Origin of the sequence: Pseudomonas sp. SLFW, assembly GCF_009905615.1 — a bacterium.
Lineage (GTDB): Bacteria > Pseudomonadota > Gammaproteobacteria > Pseudomonadales > Pseudomonadaceae > Aquipseudomonas > Aquipseudomonas bambusae.
This window is the reverse complement of the sequence record NZ_JAAAKW010000001.1, coordinates 466,099-477,766: the sequence shown is the minus strand read 5'-3', so window position 1 is coordinate 477,766 and position 11,668 is coordinate 466,099. Positions and strand designations below refer to the sequence as shown.

Below are 11,668 nucleotides of genomic sequence, written 5' to 3'. Positions count from 1 at the left end.
GAACTGCTTTCCTTCTATCTATATCGCACGGGGTGATCAGGCGGAGGTGCGGGCGATGGTGTCGTCGCTGCGCAACGTGAAGATTTCATACCCGGTCGCGGTGACCAGAATGGTGTGCTCCCACTGCGCCGACAGCTTGCGGTCCTTGGTGATGGCGGTCCAGCCGTCGCCCAGCAAACGGGTATCAGCCTTGCCCTGATTGATCATCGGCTCGATGGTGAAGGTCATGCCTTCCTTGAGTTCCATGCCGGTGCCCGCCTTGCCGTAGTGCAGCACTTGCGGTTCTTCATGGAACACCTTGCCGATGCCATGGCCGCAATATTCCTTTACGACGGAGAAACCGTTCTTTTCAGCGTGTTTCTGGATCACTTCACCGATGTCGCCCAGGTGCGCGCCCGGTTTGACCAGCTCGATGCCTTTATACATGCATTCCTGGGTGATCTTCGACAGGCGCTCGGCCCACTCTGGCACTTTGCCAACGTGGAACATCTTGCTGGTGTCGCCGTGGTAACCGTCTTTGATCACGGTCACGTCGATGTTCAACACGTCGCCTTCCTTCAGCGGCTTCTCGTTGGGAATGCCATGGCAGACAACATGGTTGATCGAGGTGCAGATGGATTTGGGGAAACCCTTGTAGTTCAGCGGCGCAGGGATCGCTTTTTGCTCGTTGACGATGTAGTCGTGGCAGATGCGGTCCAGCTCGTCAGTGGTGACGCCGGGCTTGACGTAGGCCCCGATCATTTCCAGAACGTCTGCCGCCAGACGACCGGCGACGCGCATCTTTTCGATGTCTTCGGGGGTTTTGATGGTAACGGTCATACAAGGCTCTCTCGGCGCGGCGGGGCCGCAGCAAAACACGGAAAAAACGCGATTCTACCAGACCGATGCCAAGCGGGTTATCATCGCTTCCTTATATAAAGGCTGGCAGGGCCGGTAGACGGCAGGGCTGTCCGGGCAAAAGCGTCGAGAAAACAGGATCTTATTCCGGGTTCCGTTATGCAGACTTTTGTGATATAAAATGCGCCGCTTTACGGGGTCCGCCCCGAAAGCCCAAACCCACACACGTGTCGACACGATGACCTGGGTGCCCTCGGTACATGCCGTTGGTTGGTCATTGGGATACGTGGAGGCCTAACCCGACTTATCAAGGAACTATCATGTCCCAAGTCAACATGCGCGATATGCTGAAGGCCGGTGTGCACTTCGGTCACCAAACCCGTTACTGGAACCCGAAAATGGGTAAATACATTTTCGGCGCGCGTAACAAGATTCACATCATCAACCTTGAAAAAACCCTGCCTATGTTCAACGAGGCACTGACCTTCGTAGAGCGTCTGGCCCAGGGCAAAAACAAGATTCTGTTCGTCGGCACCAAGCGTTCCGCTGGCAAGATCGTTGCTGAAGAAGCAGCACGTTGCGGTTCGCCGTTCGTCGACCACCGCTGGTTGGGCGGCATGCTGACCAACTTCAAAACCATCCGTGCCTCCATCAAGCGTCTGCGCGAGCTGGAAGTTCAGGCTGAAGACGGTACTTTCGCCAAGCTGACCAAGAAAGAGGCGCTGATGCGCACTCGCGATCTGGAAAAGCTGGACCGCAGCCTGGGTGGTATCAAGGACATGGGCGGTCTGCCTGACGCACTGTTCGTCATCGACGTTGACCACGAGCGCATCGCGATCACCGAAGCCAACAAGCTGGGTATCCCGGTCATCGGCGTTGTCGATACCAACAGCAGCCCGGAAGGCGTTGACTACATCATCCCAGGTAACGATGACGCCATTCGCGCCATTCAGCTGTACATGGGTTCGATGGCTGACGCTGTCATCCGTGGTCGTAACAACGTTTCTGGCGGCACCGAAGTTTACGCTGAAGAAGCGGCAACTGCTGCCGAGTAACTGACGCTTAGCGTCTACTCGGTACGCAAAAAGGGGGCTCGGCCCCCTTTTTGCCACCTCGAAAACCATCTGGCGTTGCCACCGACTTAGTTGTCATGCGCAGCTGTCACCATGGCTTTTCAAGAATTTGACGCCCGCATGGCGGGTGGAATGGTTGAAGACCTATCCAAGAGGATTTTGAAATGGCAGAGATTACTGCAGCGTTGGTCAAAGAACTGCGCGAGCGCACTGGCGAAGGCATGATGGACTGCAAAAAAGCCTTGACCAAGGCTGGCGGCGACATCGAAAAAGCCATCGACGATATGCGTGCTTCGGGCGCAATCAAGGCAGCCAAGAAAGCAGGTAACGTCGCTGCTGAAGGCGCTATCGCAATCAAGGACAACGGCAAGCGCGCTGTCCTGATCGAAGTGAACTCGCAGACCGACTTCCTGGCGCTGCAAGACGACTTCAAAAACTTCGTCGCCGTCAGTGTCAACAAGGCTTTCGACCAGCCAGAACTGACCGTTGAGCAACTGATCGAAGCTCAGGAAACCGAGCGTACCGCTCTGGTTGCCAAAGTCGGCGAAAACGTCAACATCCGTCGTCTGGCGCGTGTTGAAGGTGACGTACTGGGCTCGTACCTGCACGGCAACAAAATCGGTGTGGTTGTAGCGCTGAAAGGCGGCGACGCCGAGCTGGCCAAAGACATCGCGATGCACGTTGCTGCCAGCAACCCTGAGTTCCTGCTGCCTTCCGACGTTTCGGCCGAAGCGATCGAGCGCGAGAAGAGTGTCTTCCTGCAACTGAACGAAGACAAGATCAAAGGCAAGCCTGCCGAGATCGCTGACAAAATGGTTCAGGGCCGCATCACCAAGTTCCTGGCTGAAGCCAGCCTGGTTGAGCAAGCGTTCGTCAAGAACCCGGAAGTCAAGGTCGGTGAACTGGCCAAGAAAGCCGGCGCTGAAATCGTTTCGTTCACCTACTTCAAAGTGGGCGAAGGCATCGAGAAGCCAGTCGACAACTTCGCTGAAGAAGTCGCTGCTCAAGTAGCTGCCAGCAAGCAATAAGACGGTTCTCCAACTGTCGACCAAAGAGGCTGCCCGCTCACGCGCGCAGCCTCTTTGTCAAAACGGCAGGAGGAATTTATTTTTCCAGGGTGCGTGGCTCATGAGGCTGCGAATTCCTGACGAAGTAGCCTAGAGTTACCGCAGGCTGAAAATGGCCGCAGATTTTTTTTAAACGCCGCAGGAGAGATTCGCAATGGCTCAGCAGGGCAGTGGTTATCAAGCTCGCTATAAACGCATTCTACTCAAGCTTAGCGGCGAGGCCCTGATGGGGTCCGAAGAGTTCGGTATCGACCCCAAAGTGCTGGATCGCATGGCGCTTGAAGTGGGTCAGCTGGTAGGAATCGGTGTTCAGGTCGGTCTGGTCATCGGTGGTGGCAACCTGTTCCGTGGTGCGGCGCTTAGCGCGGCTGGCATGGATCGGGTCACGGGTGATCACATGGGCATGCTGGCCACTGTGATGAACGCCTTGGCCATGCGTGATGCGCTGGAGCGCGCCAATATTTCCGCCATCGTGATGTCGGCCATCTCCATGGTGGGTGTGACCGATCACTACGATCGCCGCAAGGCAATGCGTCACCTCAACGCCAAAGAAGTGGTGATCTTCGCCGCAGGTACTGGCAACCCGTTCTTCACCACCGATTCGGCAGCGTGCCTGCGCGCGATCGAAATTGACGCCGATGTGGTGTTGAAGGCAACCAAGGTCGATGGTGTGTACACTGCCGATCCATTCAAAGACCCGCATGCCGAGAAGTTCGATCATCTGACTTACGATGAAGTGCTGGATCGCAAGCTGGGCGTAATGGACTTGACGGCCATCTGCCTGTGCCGTGACCACAAGATGCCGCTGCGTGTCTTTAATATGAACAAACCCGGCGCCCTGCTGAATATCGTGCATGGCGGCGCGGAAGGAACTTTGATCGAGGAAGGCGAACAATGATCAACGAAATCAAAAAAGACGCTCAAGAGCGCATGCAAAAATCCATCGAATCCCTGAACCACGCGTTTGGCCAGATTCGTACCGGCAAGGCACACCCAAGCATCCTGGGTAACGTGATGGTTCCGTACTACGGCACCGATACCCCGTTGAGCGGTGTTGCCAACGTCACGGTCAAGGATTCCCGTACCCTCCAGGTCGTGGCGTTTGAGCGCAACATGCTCGCGGCGGTCGATAAGGCGATTCAGAGTGCAGGCTTGAACCTCAACCCGACCAACCTCGGTGAGCTGCTGCTGATTTCCATGCCCGCCCTGACGGAAGAAACACGGAAAGGCTTCACCAAGCAGGCGCGCAGTGCAGCCGAAGATGCTCGTGTTGCTGTGCGTAACATTCGCCGTGACGCATTGGGCGATCTGAAAAAGCTGGTCAAGGACAAGGAAATCAGCGAAGACGAAGAGCGTCGTGGCACGGCCGAGATCGACAAGCTGATCAAGGACTTCGAGGCTCAGATCACAAAAGCCACTGAAGAGAAAGAAAAAGACCTGATGGCCGTATAAGGGTCAGGAAGCTTTCATGGAAAAGACAAAGCTGGCTGTGCCGTCATCGGTGCCGCGTCATGTCGCGATCATCATGGATGGGAACAATCGCTGGGCTAAAAAGCGTCTGTTGCCGGGTGTGGCGGGTCACAAGGCTGGCGTGGACGCTGTCCGTGCGGTGATCGAAGTGTGTGCCGAGGCCAAGGTCGAGGTGCTGACGCTTTTCGCGTTCTCCAGTGAAAACTGGCAGCGGCCGGCCGAAGAGGTCGGCGCGTTGATGGAGTTGTTCTTCACGGCGTTGCGTCGTGAGACCAAGCGCCTGAACGAGAACGGTATCAGTCTGCGCATCATTGGTGACCGTGCACGTTTCCATCCTGAGCTTCAGGCTGCGATTCGCGAGGCCGAAGCGAAAACCGCCGGCAACACCCGCTTTGTCCTGCAAATCGCCGCGAACTATGGCGGCCAGTGGGACATCGCGCAGGCGGCTCAGCGTCTGGCCCGTGAAGTGCAGGCCGGGCATTTGCGCCCGGACGACATTACGCCCGAACTCCTGCAGACGTGCCTGGCCACCGGTGACTTGCCATTGCCGGACCTGTGCATCCGTACCGGTGGCGAACACCGCATCAGTAATTTCTTGCTTTGGCAGCTGGCGTACGCCGAGCTGTACTTCTCCGACCTGTTCTGGCCGGACTTCAAACACGAAGCCATGCGCGATGCGCTGGCCGATTTCGCTTCGCGCCAACGCCGCTTCGGGAAAACCAGCGAGCAGGTAGAAGCTGGAGCCCGTGCTTAATGCTCAAACAACGAATCATTACAGCGCTGATTCTTGCGCCCTTGGCGCTGTGCGGCTTTTTCCTTCTGGAAGGTGGCAGTTTTGCGCTGTTCATCGGCGCGGTGGTCGTACTGGGCGCCTGGGAGTGGGCCCGTCTCGCGGGTTTCGAAACTCAGTCGATTCGCGTGGGCTATGCCGCCGTGGTCGCGGTGCTGTTGTTTCTCTTGTACCTCTTGCCTGGACTGGCGCCTTGGGTGCTGGTCGCAGCACTGATCTGGTGGCTGGTCGCGACGTGGCTGGTGCTGACGTATCCAGAGTCCAGCGAGCACTGGTCCAGCGTGGCGTACAAGCTGGTGATTGGTCTGTTGATTCTCCTGCCGGCATGGCAGGGTCTGATCCTCATCAAGCTCGCCCCGATGGGCAACTGGCTGATTCTCTCGGTCATGGTGCTGGTGTGGGGCGCCGACATCGGTGCCTATTTCTCGGGCAAGGCATTCGGCAAGCGCAAGCTGGCGCCGAAGGTCAGTCCGGGCAAAAGCTGGGAAGGTTTGTATGGCGGCCTGGCAGCCTGTTTGCTGATTACGTTGATCGTCGGTGTGAACCGCGGTTGGCAGGTGTCCGAGATTGTTTTTTCGCTGGTGTGCGCCGCGATTATCGTGCTGGTGTCCGTCGTGGGCGATCTGACCGAGAGCATGTTCAAGCGTAAATCCGGGGTCAAGGACAGCAGTAATCTCTTGCCGGGTCATGGCGGTGTGCTGGACCGGATCGACAGCCTGACCGCCGCGATTCCGGTGTTCGCCCTGTTGCTCTGGGCCGCCAAAGACTGGGGTCTGATGTGAGCCGGCTCCAACACATCACGGTTCTCGGGGCGACTGGCTCGGTGGGGCTTAGCACCCTCGATGTCATCGCACGACACCCGGCGCGCTACAAGGTCTTTGCCCTGACCGGGTTCAGCCGTCTGGCGGAGTTGCTTGCACTGTGCGTCCGTCATGTCCCGCAGTTCGCGGTGGTGCCGACAGTCGCGGCAGCCCGACAATTGCAGGACGATCTGCGTGCCGCCGGTCTCGACACACGCGTGTTGGTAGGGGAGGGGGGGCTGTGCGAAGTATCGGCTCACCCCGAGGTGGATACTGTGCTGGCCGCCATTGTCGGTGCCGCTGGCTTGCGTCCGACACTGGCGGCGGTCGAGGCGGGCAAGAAAGTGCTGCTGGCCAACAAAGAAGCGCTGGTCATGTCGGGTGCCTTGTTCATGCAGGCGGTTCGGCGCAGCGGCACCGTCTTGCTGCCTCTCGACAGCGAGCACAACGCGATTTTTCAGTGTTTGCCAGGCCATTATGGCAACGGTCTGGATTCGGTCGGCGTGCGTCGGATCTTGTTGACGGCTTCGGGTGGGCCTTTTCGCGAAACGCCGCTGCCGGAGCTGGAGCATGTGTCACCCGAGCAGGCCTGCGCGCACCCGAACTGGTCGATGGGGCGCAAAATTTCCGTTGATTCCGCCAGCATGATGAACAAAGGGCTCGAACTGATCGAGGCCTGCTGGTTGTTCGACACTGCACCGGCTCGTATCGAAGTGGTGATTCACCCTCAAAGCGTGATCCATTCGATGGTGGATTACGTGGACGGCTCGGTACTGGCTCAACTCGGCAACCCAGACATGCGTACGCCGATTGCGCATGCACTGGCGTGGCCGGAGCGTATCGATTCGGGCGTTGCACCGCTTGATCTCTTCAGCATAGGGCGACTGGACTTCCAGGCGCCGGATGAAGTGCGCTTCCCTTGCTTGCGTCTCGCACGGCAAGCTGCGGAAGTCGGCGACAGCGCCCCTGCGGTCCTGAACGCGGTGAACGAAGTGGCCGTTGCGGCGTTTCTTGACCGGCGCATTCGCTTTCCGGAAATCGCGAGTATGATCGACGAGGTCTTGAACCTCGAACCGGTGATTGCGGTGAGCGAGCTTGAAACTGTGTTTGACGTCGATGCCAGGGCGCGAGCGCTGGCCGGGCAGTGGCTGAAACGTAATGACCGATAAGCCATATTGGCCAAGTGACACGGGTTCATCGACGTGGGTGGGCTGTCCCCGGATGCCCGCCTGCAACGCCAAACCGGTATCCGGAGAACAGCGATGAGTGCGCTTTATATGATTGTCGGCACCCTGGTTGCCCTGGGCGTGCTGGTGACTTTTCACGAATTTGGCCACTTCTGGGTGGCGCGGCGTTGTGGTGTCAAGGTGCTGCGGTTTTCCGTCGGCTTCGGCATGCCGCTCTTGCGTTGGCATGACCGCAAGGGCACCGAATACGTTGTTGCCGCCATTCCGTTGGGCGGCTACGTGAAGATGCTCGACGAGCGGGAGGGCGAAGTGCCTCCGGAGCTGGTCGACCAATCGTTCAACCGCAAGACCGTTTATCAGCGGATCGCTATTGTCATCGCGGGTCCGGTCGCCAACTTTTTACTGGCCATCGTCTTTTTCTGGGTGCTGGCGATGCTGGGCAGCCAGCAAGTGCGTCCGGTCATCGGCGGCGTCGAAGCGGGTAGCATCGCTGAGAAGGCCGGATTGGTCTCCGGGCAGGAAATTGTATCCGTTGATGGCGAAGCCACGACCGGCTGGTCAGCTGTGAATCTTCAGCTGGTCCGTCGTCTTGGCGAAAGCGGGACCATTGCCCTGAAGGTCCGTGACCAGGGTTCTGACGTCGATACTCCCCGTACGCTGGCGCTGGATAACTGGCTCAAGGGTGCGGACGAGCCAGACCCGATCCGTTCGCTGGGTATTCGTCCATGGCGCCCGGCATTGCCGCCAGTGCTGGCTGAGCTCGATCCTGCCGGTCCGGCCCAGGCCGCTGGTCTGAAAACCGGTGACCGCCTGTTGGCGCTGGACGGCCAGCCCGTCAACGAGTGGCAGCAAGTTGTGGACTGGGTTCGTGTCCGTCCTGATACCCGGATTTTGCTGAGTGTCGAGCGAGACAATGCGAGAATCGACGTCCCGGTCACCTTGGTCGCTCGTGGCGAAAGCAAGACGGCGACGGGTTACCTCGGCGCCGGGGTAAAAGGCATCGATTGGCCACCGGAAATGCTGCGCGAGGTGAGCTACGGGCCTGTGGCCGCCGTCGCAGAGGGGGCGCGGCGCACGTGGACCATGAGCGTATTGACGCTCGATTCGCTGAGGAAAATGTTGTTCGGCGAGCTCTCGGTAAAAAACTTGAGCGGACCGATAACCATTGCTAAAGTGGCGGGCGCTTCGGCCCAGTCAGGTGTAGGTGACTTCTTGAATTTCCTTGCTTATCTGAGCATAAGCCTGGGGGTTCTCAATTTGCTACCCATTCCAGTGTTGGACGGGGGGCACTTGCTGTTTTATCTGATCGAGTGGGCGCGTGGTCGCCCACTGTCGGAAAAGGTGCAGGGTTGGGGGGTTCAGATCGGGATAAGTCTGGTGGTTGGAGTCATGTTGCTCGCACTGGTCAACGATCTGGGACGACTGTAAAGCTACGCCGAATTGTGAATCTGCCGCATTTTGCGGCAGTTTGTTTATTGCCAGTTGGAATAAGAAAGGACTTCATGAAACGTCTGCTGCTAACTGCGGTTCTTGCCGTACTGATGATCGCCGAAGTTCACGCCGAGTCCTTCACTATCTCCGATATCCGTGTCAACGGCCTGCAGCGGGTGTCCGCCGGCAGTGTCTTTGGCGCGTTGCCGTTGAACGTGGGTGAACAGGCCGATGACGCACGTCTGGTCGACGCCACGCGTGCGTTGTTCAAAACCGGGTTCTTCCAGGACATCCAGTTGGGCCGTGACGGTAACGTTCTGGTCATCTCCGTGGTTGAGCGCCCGTCGGTTGCGAGCATCGAGATCGAAGGCAACAAGGCGATCACCACCGAAGACTTGATGAAGGGCCTCAAACAGTCGGGTCTGGCCGAAGGCGAAATCTTCCAGCGTGCGACACTCGAAGGTGTCCGTAACGAACTGCAGCGTCAGTACGTGGCTCAAGGCCGTTACTCGGCAGAAGTCGCCACTGAAGTCGTTTCCCAGCCGCGCAACCGCGTCGGCCTGAAGATCAACATCAATGAAGGCGCCGTTGCCGCGATCCAGCACATCAACGTCGTCGGCAACTCCGTTTTCAAAGAAGAAGACCTGACCGACCTCTTCGAGCTGAAGACCACCAACTGGCTGTCGTTCTTCAAGAACGACGACAAGTACGCCCGTGAAAAGCTGTCCGGTGACCTGGAGCGTCTGCGTTCCTACTACCTCGACCGCGGCTATATCAACATGGATATCGCCTCGACTCAGGTGTCGATCACCCCTGACAAGAAAAGCGTGTACATCACCGTCAACATTCATGAAGGCGAGAAGTACAGCGTCAAGTCGGTCAAGCTGAACGGTGACCTCAAAGTGCCTGAAGATCAGGTGAAGTCGCTGCTGCTGGTCAAGCCAGGTCAGGTGTTCTCCCGCAAGGTGATGACCACCACGTCCGAGCTGATCACCCGTCGTCTGGGTAACGAGGGCTATACCTTCGCCAACGTTAACGGCGTGCCTACCCCGAATGATGAAGACCACACCGTGGACATCACGTTCGCCGTCGATCCAGGCAAACGGGCTTACGTGAACCGCATCAACTTCCGTGGCAACACGAAGACAGCGGACGATGTACTGCGTCGCGAAATGCGTCAGATGGAAGGCGGTTGGGCTTCCACTTACCTGATCGACCAGTCCAAGACCCGTCTGGACCGGCTGGGCTTCTTCAAGGAAGTTAACGTCGAGACCCCTGCAGTGCCGGGCACTGACGATCAGGTTGACGTGAACTACGCCGTGGAAGAGCAGGCGTCGGGTTCGATCACCGCCAGTGTGGGCTTCGCGCAGAGCGCGGGTCTGATTCTGGGTGGTTCGATCAGCCAGAACAACTTCCTGGGTACCGGTAACAAGGTCAGCATTGGCCTGACCAAAAGTGAATACCAGACCCGCTACAACTTCAGCTACGTCGACCCGTATTTCACGCCGGACGGTGTGAGCCTGGGTTACAGCGCGTTCTACCGCAAGACCAACTACGACGACCTCGATGTCGACGTGGCGAGCTACTCGGTAGACAGCCTGGGTGCCGGTATCAACATGGGCTACCCGATTAGCGAAACCTCGCGTCTGAACTTCGGCCTGACGGTCCAGCGTGATGAGATCAACACCGGTACCTATACCGTTGACGAGATTTTCGACTTCCTAGAGAAAGAAGGCGACAATTTCACCAACTTCAAGGCTTCCGTGGGCTGGTCCGAATCGACCCTGAACAAAGGCACACTGCCGACCCGTGGTCATTCCCAGAGCCTGACGCTGGAAACCACGATCCCGGGCAGCGACCTGTCGTTCTACAAGCTTGATTACCGTGGTCAGTTGTTCCATCCGATCACCACCAACACCACGCTGCGTCTGCACTCGGAGTTGGGTTACGGTGACGGCTACGGTTCGACTTCCGGTCTGCCCTTCTACGAGAACTACTACGCGGGTGGTTTCAACTCGGTTCGTGGCTTCAAGGACAGCACCTTGGGTCCTCGTAGTACGCCGAGTCGGGGCGCAGTCAACGGTGGTAAACCGGGCACGCTGGCAGATCCGGACCAAGATCCGCTACCGTTCGGTGGTAACGTCTTGATTACCGGTGGCGCCGAGATTCTGTTCCCACTGCCGTTCATCAAAGATCAACGTTCGCTTCGCACTTCGCTTTTCTGGGATGTGGGTAACGTGTTCAACACGAACTGCGACAATGCCAAGACCACCCTTAGCGGGGAAAAAATTGAATGTAACGGCCCTGATCTTTCCGGTCTGGCCAGTTCGGTCGGTGTCGGCGTGACCTGGGTTACCGCTCTGGGCCCATTGAGCTTCGCGCTGGCGATGCCGATCAAGAAGCCAGACGACAACACCGAAACCCAGGTGTTCCAATTCTCTCTCGGTCAGACCTTCTAAGGGTCTGATCACTGATCACGACAACGGATTCTGTAGGAGTTACAACGTGCGTAAGTTGACCCAATTGGCACTGCTGGCAACCGTACTGGTCGCCGGCCCGGCATTCGCAGACATGAAGATCGCTGTTCTGAACTATCAGATGGCGCTGCTTGAGTCGGATGCTGCCAAGAAGTATGCAGTCGACGCTGAAAAGAAATTCGGCCCGCAACTGACCAAGCTCAAAGCCCTGGAAAGCAGCGCTAAAGGCATCCAGGACCGTCTGGTCGCCGGTGGCGACAAGATGGCCCAGCCTGAGCGCGAGAAGCTGGAACTGGACTTCAAGCAGAAAGCCCGTGACTTCCAGTTCCAGTCCAAGGAGCTGAACGAAGCCAAAGCCGTCGCTGACCGTGACATGCTCAAGCAACTGAAGCCAAAGCTGGACTCGGCTGTTGAAGAAGTGATCAAGAAAGGCGGTTACGACCTGGTGTTCGAGCGCGGTGCCGTGATTGACGTCAAGCCACAGTACGACGTCACTCGCCAGGTCATCGAGCGCATGAACCAGCTGAAGTAAATTC

General features: G+C 57.8%; 11 protein-coding genes. 10 read left to right on the top strand and 1 reads right to left on the bottom strand.

Annotated elements, in window-relative coordinates; genetic code table 11:
- Positions 1 to 36 precede the first annotated feature (36 nt).
- A complete protein-coding gene (gene map / locus GVN17_RS01980) occupies positions 37 to 819 on the bottom strand; it encodes a type I methionyl aminopeptidase (RefSeq protein ID WP_166593545.1) in 783 nt (260 codons plus the stop codon).
- A gap of 338 nt (positions 820 to 1,157) precedes the next feature.
- Here map and rpsB point away from each other — a divergent pair, with 338 nt between their 5' ends.
- From rpsB to GVN17_RS01930, 10 genes are all read left to right on the top strand, one after another.
- A complete protein-coding gene (rpsB, locus tag GVN17_RS01975) occupies positions 1,158 to 1,892 on the top strand; it encodes a 30S ribosomal protein S2 (protein ID WP_166593544.1) in 735 nt (244 codons plus the stop codon).
- A 182-nt stretch (positions 1,893 to 2,074) separates the two neighbouring features.
- On the top strand, positions 2,075 to 2,938 hold the full coding sequence (tsf, locus tag GVN17_RS01970; RefSeq protein ID WP_166593543.1) for a translation elongation factor Ts: 864 nt from the start codon (positions 2,075 to 2,077) through the stop codon (positions 2,936 to 2,938).
- A gap of 193 nt (positions 2,939 to 3,131) precedes the next feature.
- Positions 3,132 to 3,875, top strand: coding sequence for a UMP kinase (gene pyrH / locus GVN17_RS01965; protein WP_019692086.1), 744 nt, complete (start codon positions 3,132 to 3,134; stop codon positions 3,873 to 3,875).
- Complete coding sequence (gene frr, locus GVN17_RS01960) at positions 3,872 to 4,429, top strand: ribosome recycling factor (protein ID WP_166593542.1); 558 nt, start codon at positions 3,872 to 3,874, stop codon at positions 4,427 to 4,429. The genes pyrH and frr overlap by 4 nt, the downstream gene beginning before the upstream one ends.
- Before the next feature lie 16 nt (positions 4,430 to 4,445).
- Entirely contained in the window at positions 4,446 to 5,201 is a 756-nt protein-coding gene (gene uppS / locus GVN17_RS01955) for a polyprenyl diphosphate synthase (protein ID WP_166593541.1), read from the top strand.
- Positions 5,201 to 6,019, top strand: coding sequence for a phosphatidate cytidylyltransferase (locus GVN17_RS01950; protein ID WP_166593540.1), 819 nt, complete (start codon positions 5,201 to 5,203; stop codon positions 6,017 to 6,019). The genes uppS and GVN17_RS01950 overlap by 1 nt, the downstream gene beginning before the upstream one ends.
- Positions 6,016 to 7,206 (top strand): 1-deoxy-D-xylulose-5-phosphate reductoisomerase, encoded by a 1,191-nt coding sequence (gene ispC / locus GVN17_RS01945; RefSeq protein WP_166593539.1) that lies wholly within the window; start codon positions 6,016 to 6,018, stop codon positions 7,204 to 7,206. Before GVN17_RS01950 ends, ispC begins: the two co-directional genes overlap by 4 nt.
- Before the next feature lie 93 nt (positions 7,207 to 7,299).
- Positions 7,300 to 8,652, top strand: a complete 1,353-nt coding sequence (rseP, locus tag GVN17_RS01940) for a sigma E protease regulator RseP (RefSeq protein WP_166593538.1) — start codon at positions 7,300 to 7,302, stop codon at positions 8,650 to 8,652.
- A gap of 74 nt (positions 8,653 to 8,726) precedes the next feature.
- Positions 8,727 to 11,114 (top strand): outer membrane protein assembly factor BamA, encoded by a 2,388-nt coding sequence (bamA, locus tag GVN17_RS01935; protein WP_166593537.1) that lies wholly within the window; start codon positions 8,727 to 8,729, stop codon positions 11,112 to 11,114.
- A 46-nt stretch (positions 11,115 to 11,160) separates the two neighbouring features.
- Entirely contained in the window at positions 11,161 to 11,664 is a 504-nt protein-coding gene (locus GVN17_RS01930) for an OmpH family outer membrane protein (protein WP_166593536.1), read from the top strand.
- Positions 11,665 to 11,668: the final 4 nt, after the last annotated feature.